This is a genomic window from Campylobacter concisus, assembly GCF_902460575.1.
Classification (GTDB): Bacteria; Campylobacterota; Campylobacteria; order Campylobacterales; family Campylobacteraceae; genus Campylobacter_A; species Campylobacter_A concisus_AW.
Genome location: NZ_CABPUY010000001.1, coordinates 351102 through 364849, shown reverse-complemented (window position 1 = coordinate 364849; position 13748 = coordinate 351102). Strand labels below are relative to the sequence as shown.

The 13748-nt window shown below is 39.8% G+C and carries 10 protein-coding genes; 9 read left to right on the top strand and 1 reads right to left on the bottom strand.

From position 1 onward, the window contains the following. Nucleotide 1: 1 nt before the first annotated feature. Nucleotides 2–1111, top strand: coding sequence for a tRNA (uridine(54)-C5)-methyltransferase TrmA (gene trmA / locus F3G76_RS01775; RefSeq protein WP_149705744.1), 1110 nt, complete (start codon nt 2–4; stop codon nt 1109–1111). A 14-nt stretch (nt 1112–1125) separates the two neighbouring features. Further along, entirely contained in the window at nt 1126–2337 is a 1212-nt protein-coding gene (ilvA, locus tag F3G76_RS01770; RefSeq protein ID WP_002942811.1) for a threonine ammonia-lyase, read from the top strand. A gap of 42 nt (nt 2338–2379) precedes the next feature. Here ilvA and F3G76_RS01765 read toward each other — a convergent pair whose 3' ends face one another. After that, nucleotides 2380–5571: a S8 family peptidase gene (locus tag F3G76_RS01765; protein WP_149705743.1), complete on the bottom strand. Its 3192-nt coding sequence runs from the start codon at nt 5569–5571 to the stop codon at nt 2380–2382. Nucleotides 5572–5869: 298 nt separating this feature from the next. Between F3G76_RS01765 and F3G76_RS01760 the strand changes: the two genes are divergently transcribed. The 7 genes from F3G76_RS01760 to F3G76_RS01730 form a co-directional block, all read left to right on the top strand. Further along, the gene (locus tag F3G76_RS01760) at nt 5870–6703 is read left to right on the top strand and encodes an MBL fold metallo-hydrolase (RefSeq protein WP_149705742.1); all 834 of its coding nucleotides are present in this window, start codon (nt 5870–5872) and stop codon (nt 6701–6703) included. 56 nt (nt 6704–6759) lie between these two features. Continuing rightward, a complete protein-coding gene (locus F3G76_RS01755; RefSeq protein WP_012139892.1) occupies nt 6760–7455 on the top strand; it encodes a DUF4230 domain-containing protein in 696 nt (231 codons plus the stop codon). A 23-nt stretch (nt 7456–7478) separates the two neighbouring features. Beyond that, nucleotides 7479–8402 carry a Dyp-type peroxidase gene (locus F3G76_RS01750; protein ID WP_149705741.1) on the top strand — a complete coding sequence of 308 codons (924 nt, stop codon included), beginning with the start codon at nt 7479–7481 and terminating at the stop codon, nt 8400–8402. 51 nt (nt 8403–8453) lie between these two features. Next, entirely contained in the window at nt 8454–8876 is a 423-nt protein-coding gene (locus tag F3G76_RS01745) for an EamA family transporter (protein WP_021085058.1), read from the top strand. Between the two features lie 98 nt (nt 8877–8974). Further along, nucleotides 8975–9550: a cytochrome C gene (locus F3G76_RS01740; protein WP_149705740.1), complete on the top strand. Its 576-nt coding sequence runs from the start codon at nt 8975–8977 to the stop codon at nt 9548–9550. Nucleotides 9551–9559: 9 nt separating this feature from the next. Next, entirely contained in the window at nt 9560–12127 is a 2568-nt protein-coding gene (locus tag F3G76_RS01735; protein ID WP_149705739.1) for a molybdopterin-dependent oxidoreductase, read from the top strand. 321 nt (nt 12128–12448) lie between these two features. After that, nucleotides 12449–13748, top strand: a 1300-nt coding sequence (locus tag F3G76_RS01730) for a nitrate- and nitrite sensing domain-containing protein (RefSeq protein WP_149705997.1), incomplete at its 3' end; no start/stop codon positions are given.

The following is a 13748-nucleotide window of genomic DNA, read 5'->3' as shown; positions in this document are numbered from 1 at the left end:
TTTGGACTGCAAATACCTAAAAGAGTGTGGCTCATGCACTCTTTTTACCCCTTATAGTGAGCAAATTTCATTTAAAACTGATCTTATCAAGCAAAATTTCTCCCCCTTTTATGATGGCAAATTTGATGTTTTTAGCTCAAGCCCAAAGCACTACCGCACGAGAGCTGAGTTTGGTCTCTGGCACGAAGGCAGCGAGCTTTGCTACACTATGCACGCAAAAGAAAAGGGCAAGAGAATTTTTATAGATGAGTGCCCAAAGGTCTGTGAGGAAATTGGGACTCTCATGCCAAGGCTACTTGAAAATTTACAAAGTGATGAAATTTTACGCATAAAGCTCTTTGGAGTGGAATTTATCTCTTGCAAAAGCGGCATTTTAGTTACTCTGCTTTATCACAAAAAGCTTGATAGTGAGTTTGAAGCGGCGATGATAAATTTAGCTAGCAGGCTTGGTGTCACCATACTTGCAAGATCTCGCGGACAAAAGCTGCTAAGTGCGGAGCTAAATTTGATAGATGAGCTAAATGTTGATGGGCAAATTTATAAATTTAGCCTAAGTGAAAATGCCTTTATCCAGCCAAATAAAGCGGTAAATGAGAAGATGATAGCTTGGGCAAAAGAGTGCGTGCAAGGTGGCGCTGACCTGCTGGAGCTTTACTGCGGACATGGAAATTTTACTATCCCACTTTCGTTTAAATTTAAAAACGTCCTTGCCACTGAAATTTCAAAAAGCTCGATCGCAAATGCCCTTAAAAACTGTGAGCTAAATGGGGCAGAAAATATCAAATTTTTGCGTATGGACGCTGATGAGCTAATGGGCGCATTTGCTGGTGTTAGGGAGTTTAATAGGCTAAAAGATATAAATTTGAGCGACTTTAACTTCTCGCACGTCCTTGTCGATCCGCCTCGCGCTGGACTTAGTGAAAGTGTCATAAATTTCATTAGAAATTTCAAAAACATCATCTACATCTCGTGCAACCCAGAGACGCTAAAAGAAAATTTAAATGAGCTTTCTAAAAGCCATAAAGTGATAAAATTTGCGCTCTTTGATCAGTTTGCCAACACTCATCACATCGAGTGTGGCGTGCTACTAGAGGCAAAAGATAAATTTTAAAAGGAAAGTTGAAAATGGTTTCATTAAACAAAATAATCCAAGCAAAGATAACGATCGGTCACTTTGTAAATAAAACCCCGTTTGCGCTAAGTGCAAAACTTAGTAAAATTTTAGGCGCAAATGTCTATTTGAAAGAGGAAAATTTACAGCGAACCGGAGCTTACAAGATAAGAGGCGCTTATAATAAAATAGCTAGCCTAAGTGACGAGGAGCGAAAACGTGGCGTCGTGGCTGCAAGCGCTGGCAATCACGCTCAAGGCGTGGCGATAAGCGCAAAAGAATTTGGCGTGCATGCTTGCATCGTCATGCCAGAATCAACCCCACTTCTAAAGGTAGCTGGTACAAAGGATCTTGGCGCTGAAGTCATTTTAAAAGGTGATAACTTTGATGAGGCGTATGAATTTGCAGTAAATTACGCCAAAGAAAAAGATATGACCTTTGTTCATCCATTTAACGATGAGTACGTCATGGCAGGGCAGGGTACTGTTGGACTTGAGATGCTTGATGAGATCAGCGACCTTGATATGGTTGTAGTGCCAGTTGGCGGCGGTGGCTTAGCTAGTGGCGTGGCAAGCTGTATAAAACAGGTCAATCCAAAAACAAAGGTCGTTTGCGTCGGTGCAAAGGGCGCTCCAGCGATGTTTAATAGCTACGGCGCTAAAAAGAGCATAAACTCAAAGTCAGTTCGCACCATAGCTGATGGCATCGCTGTGCGTGATGCGAGCGAGATAACGCTTAAAAATATCGTTGAGTGCGTGGATGAGTTTGTACAGGTCGATGATGAGGAGATCGCAACTGCGATTTTGTTTTTGCTAGAGACGCAAAAGATCGTAGTTGAAGGAGCTGGCGCAGCTGGTGTGGCAGCACTTATGCATGATAAGATCAAATTTAAAAAAGGCGCAAAGATAGGCGTGGTTCTAAGTGGCGGAAATATCGATGTTCAGGTACTTTCTATCATCATCGAAAAGGGTCTTATCAAGTCTCACCGTAAGATGACCTTGCAAATCACGCTTGTGGATAAGCCAGGAGCGCTAATGAGCCTAACTGATAGCCTAAAATCAGCAAATGCAAATATAGTTAAGATTGACTACGACCGCTTCTCTACTAAGCTTGACTACGGCGATGCTAGCATCACTATCACGCTTGAGACAAAGGGCCTTGAGCATCAAGAAAAGATCAAAGATACACTTAATAAAAACGGCTTTTCTTTCACTCAACTCTTCTAAATTTATAAGCTCGCTACCTTTTAAAGTAGCGAGCATTTCTAACTAAAACAATATCTCAAATTTAGCATTTACGCTGTTTGATCTTACATCTTTAGCAAAAGCTCCAGTGTAAGAAAGGCCTAAATTTACATTTTTATAGACATTTGCTTTTATGCCAAGGCTAGCTGTGCCAAGGTTTTTAACCTCTTTGCCCTCTAGCTCTAGGTATCCAGCATTTGCGACATTCACGCCGATAGTTGGTTTTGTGTCGCCAACTAGTCTGTTGTATGCTAGATCAGCTTCAAATTTCATCTTAGTGCTACCTAGGCTAAATGGTACGCTAGGGTTTAGACCAAGGCTAAAAATGCCTAAATTTCTAGTTTTTTCATCAACATCCATTTTGAAAATTCCTACATTTTGGCTTGTGCTATCAGTTTTCATGCGTAGATAGCTTGCACCCACATAAGGATTTAGTGAGAAATTTTCTGTATTAAAGCTAGTTAGGGCTAAATTTGCATAAGCATTAAGCGCTTTTTCTTTGCTTTTTATATGATCGTTTGAGTAAAAGCTTGCGATTGTTGCACCATTTTGAGTTTTGCGCTTAGCATCTGTGTATAGTACTCCAAGGTCTAGTTTAGTGCTAGCGATCTCGCTTTTTGTGTAGATGCCGATGCTTGTGCCTTTTGTCTTATAGGCATCTTCGCCGTCTTCTTTTACTTTTTCTGTGCTAGCACCAAGAACACCGCCAAGTACAAATGCGTCATTTGCACTGCCGTCAAATCCAAAAAGCTGTGTCATAGAGTTTGCTTTTATGTCATTAAATTTCATAGCGTCAAACATAGTATTTGACCAAAATTTCATGCCATTTGAGTCGCTTGCTCTTATGCCAAATGGGTCAGATTCGTGGTTGATGACTGCATTTTTAAGCATAATGCTTTCTAGTAAAAATGCATTGTGCTGAGCTAAATTTGCCTCATTTGCAAAGGTTTTTAGAGTTTGTTTTGCCTCTTTTGGTGTAGTGTAGATGAAGTGTCTATAAAGATCGCTTGTGATAACTGCTGGCCTGCTTCTAAATGGTGAAGGAAGTAGCGCTGGCTGGCTTGCTGTACTTTCTATGAGCTCTGCGACTTTCTTTTGGTTGTCATTAGCTGCGATACTTGTCATTGTATTTTTTGATTTTTTAAGAGTAAGCTCTAGCTTGTTGTCATTATAGTTTTTGCCAAGATCAAAAAACGCATACTCTCTTGAAAGGGTATCTTCATAGCCTTTGAAATTTCCAGTTGCTGTAAATGTCTTTGATTTTGTGCTGTCGTTATAGAGCCTTTGCATGATCTCTAAGTTTGGCTCACTTATGTTTATAAATGAGTTTTTCTCAAAGTTTAGATCTAAATTTGAAGCGCCGTTTGAGACGATGTAGCTACCGCCTGATTTGATAGTGGCTTTTACTACGTCATTTGAGCTTTTTTTGGTCACTTCTCCTAAAGATAGTTGCAAGGTAAATTTATTTCTACTAACCTTTGGCACGCTCATTTCTCTTACAATTTCTAGTGCGCCGCCATTTTCTACTATCACGTCGCTTGATTTTAGAGATTGATTAAGAGCTGTGATCTTGCCGCCTTTTATTATGGTCTTGCCAGTGTAAGAGTTGTCTCCTGCTAGGCTTAGTGTGCCTTGACCTCTTTTTATAAGAGTACCTTCGTAGCCTTCACTTGCCCTTAGCTCTCTTGCTCTTTCTCTAGCGTTACCTATCTCAAGTTCGGCTTTTTGCTCTGGTGTTAAATTTGCTATTTTTTCTAGCTCAGCCTTGCGTTCGGTCCAAATTTTAGCCTCTGCATCATCTTCTGTTTTTCTAAATTTGATAGCTACATCGCTTATGTTGTTTGAGTAGATATCATCGCTATTTAAATTTACATCAAACACTCCTAGAAGCTGACCTGGTCCAAACATCGCCTTATATAGGTCCACTACGCCCCAGCCCCAGTGCTCATCAGGTACTCCAAGCGCAGCACTAAAGCCTGAAATTTTTCTAGTATCAGCTGGCTCTTTGAAGTCATCATGAATTTGCCTTGCAGTAGTTAGTAGCATCTCTCTTATCTGAGCGTTATTCATATATGGGTATCTTTGCATGATGACACCAAGTGCGCCAGTGACGTGTGGAGCTGCCATTGATGTGCCGCCTTTTGTGCCGTAGTCTGCCTTGCCAGTTTTTAGATCAACGACGGTTGAGTATATAGGTTTTGCAGGTGCTGCCATGCTCCACCATTTTGAGTGACCAGGTGTGTTGTAACGCTGCGTGTCGCCCTCTAGCTGACCAGTGACGTTTAGCCAGTACTTCTCAGCATCAGGTCTAAAGTAAGGAAGCATTGCTCTTGTATATGACTCTTTCATCCCATCTCTGTTGCCAGCAGTAAAAATTTGGATGACACCATATCTTGTAGCGACCTCATAGGCTGCATCTAAGAAATTTTTGCCATTTACTACAAATGGATAGTAGCTTTTATATGCAGCATCAAGATCTTTGATATCTAGGTTATTGCCGCCATCATACCTAGTAGCACCTTCGTAGGCTTTGTAAAATTTACGGTTTGAACCCCAGCTGTTATTTATCGCTCTAGCTCCACTCTTTGCTAGCCCTTCATAAGAATTTAAAAAGAAGTTGTAGTCTTGATTTGGACCATATGTCATGCCGTCAGTGCCGCCGGTATTGCCCATTATAAGTCTTGCATCAAATGCTACGCCGTGCATGCCCACACCATCTCTTGAAGCAGCTATCGTGCCAGCTACGTGAGTGCCGTGAGAGTCGTTTACTCCAGCTATCCAGTCACCATCTATGCTAAATTCTTCACCTTTTTTAAAGTCACCAAAGTCTTTTTTATTTTTTTTATCGCTGCCTTTTCCGACTAATGGTGAGTTGCCATACTCGGTATCTGGGTATCTTTGACCATCTTTGTAGTAGCTACCAGAGACTTTTAGCGCACTTACTCTGCCATCACTAAATTCTGGATGGCTAAGTAGCACACCAGAGTCCATCACACCAAGCGTTACGCCTTTGCCAGTTGCTCCAAGAGCATATGCAACGGCTGCGTTCATGCTCACTAAACCCCAGTCGGCTTTGTACTCATCGCTCTGCCAGCTTTTTATATCGCCAAATTTACCTCTGTTTTGCTCGCTAGCACTTAGCTGATTAGCAAGCAAAAGAGTGCAGCAAGCAACACTTAAAAGGATGCACTTTTTGCTTGAAACGGATCTTTTCATATCTCGTCCTTTACATAAAATTTAAACCAATTCTAAAATTCTTAAAATAAATTATTAATTAAAATAATAATAATTTAATGAAAAATAGTAGGCTAAATTTACGAAAATATACGTTATTTACGCTACTTTTACATTTAATGAGATATTTTATAAAAAGCTTAATCTAAAATTAGTTATTTAAATATAATTTTTTTTATCTCTATTTTTAAAACTATTATTTATATATTTTTTTAAAGGATTATTATTTTTCATTAAATTTACAGGACTAAAATTTCGCAAATTTATTCAAGGATGAGATATGAAAAAGAGTTTATTAAGCCTTGCGTTGTTTTGCACTTTGGCTTTTTGTGCCGATGATGAGGTGGTTAGCAAGCAAAACGATCAAGTATGGATAGGATCTATGGGCGGATGCAATCTTTATGTATTTTCACTAAAGACGACTGATGCGCCAGTAGATAAGCTAATAGCCAAAGATGAGGCGCAAAAAGAGCTTGTGGCAAATACTAAAAATTTACCAAACAAACACAACGTAATGTTTGCAAAGTGCGATGACTACACAGCGCTCATAGATAGCGGCTATGAAGATAGCTTGGAAAATTTAAAATATGATCTGCAAACTTTTGGCAATATAAAGCCAGAGGATCTAACCTACGTCATCATCACGCACGCTCATCCTGATCACATAGGTGGGCTCATAGATGGCGGTAAAAAGACATTTAAAAACGCCAAGCTTTTTATAGATGAAAAGGAGTGGGACTACTGGATAAAGGGCAAAGATGAGAGGACAAAAGAAATTTTATCTCTTTATAAGGATGATAAGAGCTTTTTTGACCATAAAAAGCCATTATTTGACGGGGCGCTAAAGATCATGGCTATCCCAGCCTACGGCCACACTCCAGGGCACAACATGATAAGCTTTGAGGCAGATAACGACAAGATCATCTTTATAGCTGATCTTCTTCACGTCCTAGCAGTGCAAGAGGTCGAGCCAAGCATATCTATCACTTATGATATAGATCCAGCCCAAGCTGCTAAAACGAGAGAAAAGGTGCTTGATGGCTTGGAGGACGAGACTACAAAGATAGTAGGCGCTCACATGCCTTATAAGAGCCCCATCACCTTGCCAGAGTGATAAATTTCTTTTGCTTTACAAATTTAGGATAAAATGCGGGCTTTAAAGGAGAAAATATGAGCGAATACGCAAATTTGATATTAGCTATCTTGCTAGCTATTTTGGCATTTGCATTTTATAGGTCAAACAAGGCGCTAAAAAAGGCAAAAGATGATAGCGAAAATGTCTCAGTCAGCACTGAAATTTCGCAGCTAAAAAGCATAGGTGAGCTTTCAGTTTTTCAAGTATATAGCAAGGAGATCGTCACAAAAACCGACCATGCGTTTGGAAATTTTGGCAAAGAGTACCTAAGGTGGCTGGTAAGCGAGAAGAAGCTTTCGATGATATTTGAGTTTGAGATAAATTTCATCTACGATCTAACCAGCCCAAAGCTCGAGATCACGCAGATCGCAAACTCTAGCTACAAGATAAAAATGCCCCCATGTAAGTATAAATTTTCAATCGCCGATATGAAATTTTATGATGAGAAAAACGGCAAATTTATACCATTTTTGTTGCCTGACTCGCTAAATGGCTTTTTTGGTAGCACATTTACAGAAGAGGACAAAAATAGACTAATCGAAGAGGCTAGAAACGAAGTCAAAAAGATGAGCGTTCGCCTTATCTCGCAGCTTCAAAGCAAAATCCACAAATCAGCTCGCGATACGCTTGAGGCGATAGCTAAGAGCTTTGGTGCAAATAAGGTCGAGTTTGTCTTTGACGATAGTGACGAGCAGATCAACGAGCAATTAAATTTAGAAAATATCGCATAAAAATTAAATTTAAAGGAGAAAAAATGAGTGTAAATTCACAAGAGGTCACACAAACACCTGGTAACAACACAGTCTTTCAAACATGGGTCTTAAAAGGCGACAAAAAGGCATGTAAAGAGGGCTTTGCTAAGCTTTGTGCTTTGGTTGTAAATTTAAATAAAACTGCCAAAGTTAGATTTGGCGCAAATGAAAATGTAAATTGCGTCCTTGGCGTGGGTCATGATGCTTGGAAAAAGCTTGAAATTTCAAAAGAATTGCCAAAAGAGCTTGTAAATTTTAAAGCGATCAAAGGCGATAAATATGAAGCCGTTAGCACAAAGGGCGATATCCACATCCACATCCGTGCGCTAAACGCAGCTGACTGCTTTGACATGGCGCAAAATATCAAAGAAGTTTTGTTTAAATTTGCAGAGCTTACAGACGAGACTCAAGGCTTTAAATACCACGACGGCAGGGCGATCATCGGCTTTGTCGATGGCACTGAAAATCCTGATGGCGAAGACAGAGACCACTTTGCAAAAGTTGGTAAAGAGGATGCTAAATTTAAGGGCGGAAGCTACGTTTTCGTGCAAAAATACTTCCATAAGATGAAAGAGTGGAACGCCACAAGCGTGAGCGAGCAAGAAAAGGTGATAGGCCGCTCAAAAGAGTATGATATCGAGATGAGCGAGGATGAAAAGCCTAGTAACTCACACTCAGCTGCTGCAAATGTAGGAGATGATAAAAAGGTCGTGCGCGGCAATATGCCATTTACTGAAGGCAGCAAAACGGGCACTTACTTCATCGCTTATGCAAGCACATTTTCAACGGTTGAGCTTATGCTTAAAAAGATGTTTATCGGCGAGCCAAAAGGCAACTCAGATAGGCTGCTTGACTTTAGTACGCCTGTAACTGGGGCTTTATATTTTGCTCCTACGCTTGATATGCTTGGCGATTACGAGGGATAAATTTAGCTTGGGGCGAAGCAAATTTGCCCCTTTAAATTTATAAGGATAAAGATGCCAGAGTGGTTTATCTACGCAGCTCTTTCGGCTGTTTTTGCTGCACTTACAGCGATCTTTGCAAAGCTAGGCGTAAAGGACATTGACAGCGATTTTGCGACATTTATAAGAACGATCGTTGTCATTTTGATGCTTGTTTTGCTTTTAAGTGTGGCTAAAAAATGGCAACCGCTAAGCTCGCTAAGTCCCAAAAACTGGCTCTTTCTTATACTAAGTGGCATGGCGACTGGGCTTTCATGGCTTATGTATTTTAAAGCGATGCAAGCAGGCAAGGTCTATCAGGTAGCGCTGGTTGATAAATTTAGCGTTGTGCTGGCTATCATTTTGGCTGTCATATTTCTTGGTGAGAGGCTAAATTTAAAAGAAATTTTAGCCGTTTGTCTTATCGTATCTGGCGTGTTTCTACTCATTTTTAAATAAAATTTTCTGCGTTATTCTTAAAATATTTTTTTAATTTTAATTTGTAATTAATCAAAAAGCCTCTAGAATTTGAACAATTTCATTTTGAAGGGAGAAATATGAAAAAAATTATTCTATCAGCCATCGTGGCTTGTGCGGCATTTGGTGCAGGTATGAACTACACAGATGTCGTAAAGGACGTATATACTGACGCAAGCTCAGCTAAGAGTATAGGCAGGCTGCTACCAACCAACGCAGTTGAAATTTTGCAAACAAGCGGCGATAGAGCGCAGATCAAAGTAAAAGGCTATCAAAACCCAGCCGTTAGCAACGTAGTTTATTTTGCTGATGGCGCGAGGATCATCTCAGTAGCATTTGCTAAAACTGCACCTTTTGATATCAAAGTGATAAAAGAGGGCAAAAACGGCAAATGGAACGAGGTAGAGACAACAGTTTTTGTGCAAAAAGATGGCTTTAGCACTGATGTAAATGCGATGTTTGCAAAAGCTGATAAGATGTATAAAGAGAGCTGTGGTGTTTGCCATGCGTTGCCTCAAACTACGCATTTTAATGCAAACCAGTGGCCGTCACTACTAAAATCAATGATCGGCAGAACCGCAATAGATAAAAAAGACGAGTGGCTAGTTATCGAATACCTACAAAAACACTCATCTGATGTGAATTTAGGCAAATAAGGAGAAAAAATGAACGAGAACAGACGAGATTTTCTAAAAAAAGGTGCAACAGCACTTGCAGCTACACCTTTGCTTTCAGGTGTAATAGCTTCAAATTTGTTTGCTGATGAGGTTAAAAAGGGCGTTTTAAAAAATGGCGAAACTCTTACAGCTGCTCACTGGGGCATGCTAAAAGTGACAACCAAAAACGGCATTGCTGTAAAGTCAGAGCCTATCCAAAAGACAAGTGAAATTTACAACCCACTTCAGCACTACACACCAGATATGATCTATAAAAGTCGTATCAAACACACAATGGTAAGAAAGAGCTACCTTGAAAACCCAGATAGCCCAAAACCAGAGCTTCGTGGCATTGACGAGTGGGTCGAGGTGCCTTATGAAGAGGCGATCAAGCTAGTTGCTAAAGAGCTTAAAAAAACAAGAGCGCAAAAGGGCTTACAAAGCGTTTTTGCAGGTAGCTACGGCTGGAAATCAAGTGGCAATGTGCATAACTCAAGAATTTTACTTCATAGATTTATGAACCTTAGTGGCGGCTTTGTTGGCTCTCTAGGCGACTACTCAACAGGCGCTAGCCAGATCATCATGCCTCACGTTGTAGGTAGTATTGAGGTCTATGAGCAGCAAACTAGCTGGCCAGTAGTGCTAGAAAACTCAAAAGTCGTAGTCATCTGGGGCGCAAACCCACTTGCGACACTTCGCATAGCTTGGACAGCGACTGATGAGCAAGGCTTTAAATACTTTGAAGAGCTAAAAAACAAAAAAGATATCAAGGTTATCGTGATCGATCCTATCAGGTCTGAAACAGCGCAATACTTCGACAAAGCTCAGTGGATCGCTCCAGTGCCAAACACCGACACAGCAATGATGCTAGGCATGATGCACTACCTATATGAAAGTGGCAAATACGATAAAGAATTTATCGAAAACTACACTTATGGCTTTGATAAATTCCTCCCATATCTACTTGGCAAGACAGACAACACTCCTAAAAATTTAGAGTGGGCGAGCAAAATTTGTGGCATCGACAAAGATACTTTAAAAGAGCTAGCTGATACATTTGTAAGCAACCGCACAATGCTAATGAGTGGCTGGGGTATGCAGCGCGCTCACCACGGCGAGCAACCACACTGGGCGATGGTAACACTAGCTTCTATGATCGGTCAGATCGGCCTACCAGGTGGAGGCTTTGGCTTAAGCTACCACTACTCAAATGGCGGCGCACCAACATGCAAAGGCGCAGTCATCGGCGGTGTAAATAGCGCAAGTGTGGGTAAATTTAACGAAAAAGGCGAGTTTATCGGCACTGATACAGGCGAATTTGACAAACACGGTCGCTTCGTCGCAAAAGCAGCCGCAGTAGCAGGCACAGGTCAAAGCTGGCTACAAAAAGCAACTGACTACGCTTTTCCAGTAGCTCGTATCGCTGATGCGTTGCTTCACCCTGGCAAAGTGATAGATCACGACGGTAAAAAGATCACCTACCCAGACATCGACTTTATCTACTGGGTCGGCGGCAACCCGCTTGTGCATCACCAAGATACTAATACAAATTTAAAAGCGTGGAGAAAGCCAAGAACCGTTGTCGTTCACGAAGCCTACTGGACACCGACAGCAAAAATGGCTGATATCGTCTTTCCAGTCACAACAGAGTATGAGAGAAACGACATCACGATGACTGGGGACTACTCAAACATGAACATCGTGCCAATGAAACAAGTCGTTGAAAAATACCGCGAAGCAAAAGATGACTATCAAATTTTCACTGACCTTTGCAAGGCTTATGCTAAAAATTTAGTCATAGCCTACACAGATAACGGCAAAGACGAATTTGACTGGATTAAAGAGTACTACGACGCAGCCTACGCTCAAGTAAAAGCCGTCCCTGAGCTTGCAAGCGACATGAAGCCATTTGAAGAGTTTTGGAATGAAAACAAACCAGTCACATTTGCCTCATCTCAAGATAGTGATAACTGGGTAAGGCTTGGCGAATTTAGAGAAGATCCTGTGCTAAACGCTCTTGGAACGCCTAGCGGTCTTATCGAAATTTACTCAGATACGATCGAGAAAATGGGCTATGACGACTGCAAAGCGCACCCAACTTGGTTTGAGCCGATCGAGTGGCTAGGCATGAAAGATAAACCAGCAAAATACCACATGATAAGCTCTCACCCAACTGACCGCTTGCACTCACAGCTAAGCCAAACTTCACTTCGTGACAAGTATGCTATCGCTAACCGTGAGCCAGTGTGGATAAATGAAAATGACGCAAAAGAGCTTGGTGTAAAAACTGGCGATTTGGTGTGTGTATTTAACGCTCGAGGCGAGGTTTTAGCTGGTGCTTATGTGACTAAAAACATAAAAGAGGGCGTTGTAAAACTAGCTGAGGGCGCTTGGTATGACGGCTTTGATAGTGGCATCTGCAAAAACGGCTCTGCAAACGTGCTAACCATAGATATCCCAACAAGTAAGCTAGCAAACGGCAACATCAGCCACACAGCTCTTGTAAATATCAGAAAATATCAAGGCGATGAAGCACCAAAACTTACAGCATTTTCTGAGCCAAAATTTTCTAAATAATTTCAAAGCAGGGGAGTGATCTCCTGCTTAAATTTATCTTTGCTTATAAAATATCTTTAACTACTTTTTCAAATTTATCTATTCATTTTCGTAAATTTTAGAGAAAATTTAAATATTTTTTATTAATTAATATTATTTATTTGTAATTAAAATTTTCTTAAATCACCTAAAATAGGGCATTTGTTTTGTAAAGTAAATTTATTGTTGCTTAAATGTAATTTACATTTTCAAGTTATATTTAATTATTAAAGTAATAAAATCCGCTTCGTTTTTGGGAGAAACAGCCAATATAACGTATCTTGTAATGCAAAGGAATGAAAAATGAATAATCTAAGTATAAAAATAAAGATCCTACTAATTGTAATTTTAAGTCTTATTTGTTTAAGCGCAACAAGTATTTATATTTTAAATGGCGTTTTTAAGACTAGAAGCCAAGCTGTATCAAGCCTTAATACAGCTGAAGATATCATAAAACAAAGCGAATTTATCCATGAACTTCAAAAAGAGCGCGGTTATAGCGCAGGCTTTATAGCTAATGGCAAAGATGCTGATAAAAATTTAAAAGAGCAAAGAGCTAAAGTTGATGGCGTTTTGTCTAAACTTTCTAACAAAGATGAACTTTCAAACGAGCTTAATAGCATAAGAGCAAAAGTAGATAGCAAAGAAAGTTTTGCTCTCATAGCTCCTAAATTTCACGATATGATCGAAAATACACTTATATTTGAAAATTCCCTCGCAAGCAGTTCTGAGCCTGATATGAAAGATAACTTGGCTAGAATTTTTAGCATTTCAAAGATCAAAGAGTATTTTGGTATCACAAGGGCGGTGCTAAATGCTGCCTTTATAAAACATAACATCGATAAAAATACATATGTAAATTTGGTTTCATTTAACGCAAATATCAAAAATCTCATAAATGACTATGTGAAATTTAATGCGGGCACATACGCAGATAGCTTGCAAAAAGAGATCTTGCAAAGTGATGAGTTTCAAAAGATAGATGATATCATAAAAAGTGCTATCGCCACTCCAGATGAGACAGCTGGCAAGATCGAAGCGGCTAGTTGGTTTCAAAGCATCACAAATTTGATCGATAACTTTAGAAACTATGAGCTTTATTTGTTAAATGATATGAAAGATAAAGCTTTACAAGATATGAGTGAAGCTGGCAACTTAGCTGTTTCTATGGTCATTTTGCTTGCCTGTTTTATACTATTGCTTGTTTTGGTTTCATTTTTTGTTGGTAAAAATATCATCTCAGGCATCGATAGCGTAAAGGGCGGGCTTGGCGAGTTTTTCTTATATCTAAACAACAAGACAAATTCTGCCAAACTTCTAAGCTTAAAAGGCAAAGATGAAATTTGCATCATGTCATCACTTATAAATGAAAACATCCAAAAGATCCAAACATCTAAAGAAAAAGAGAACACCTTCATCCAAAAAGCCAACACCTTTGTAAATGAGATAAAAGATGGCAACTATGAAGCAAGCTTAGAAGCAGATACTAATAACCCAGCTCTAAATCAACTAAAAAGCACATTTAAAGATCTACAACTTGCTCTTAAAAATGCAATCTCAAGTAACGGCAAAGATGTACTTGATCTACTAAACACTTATAAAA

Bases quoted from the DNA above. Each gene is read 5' to 3' on its own strand.
- F3G76_RS01765 (WP_149705743.1), bottom strand. From the start codon at position 5,571: ATGAAAAGATCCGTTTCAAGCAAAAAGTGCATCCTTTTAAGTGTTGCT.
- F3G76_RS01750 (WP_149705741.1), top strand. From the start codon at position 7,479: ATGAGTGTAAATTCACAAGAGGTCACACAAACACCTGGTAACAACACA.
- F3G76_RS01745 (WP_021085058.1), top strand. From the start codon at position 8,454: ATGCCAGAGTGGTTTATCTACGCAGCTCTTTCGGCTGTTTTTGCTGCA.
- F3G76_RS01735 (WP_149705739.1), top strand. From the start codon at position 9,560: ATGAACGAGAACAGACGAGATTTTCTAAAAAAAGGTGCAACAGCACTT.
- F3G76_RS01755 (WP_012139892.1), top strand. From the start codon at position 6,760: ATGAGCGAATACGCAAATTTGATATTAGCTATCTTGCTAGCTATTTTG.
- F3G76_RS01740 (WP_149705740.1), top strand. From the start codon at position 8,975: ATGAAAAAAATTATTCTATCAGCCATCGTGGCTTGTGCGGCATTTGGT.
- F3G76_RS01760 (WP_149705742.1), top strand. From the start codon at position 5,870: ATGAAAAAGAGTTTATTAAGCCTTGCGTTGTTTTGCACTTTGGCTTTT.
- ilvA (WP_002942811.1), top strand. From the start codon at position 1,126: ATGGTTTCATTAAACAAAATAATCCAAGCAAAGATAACGATCGGTCAC.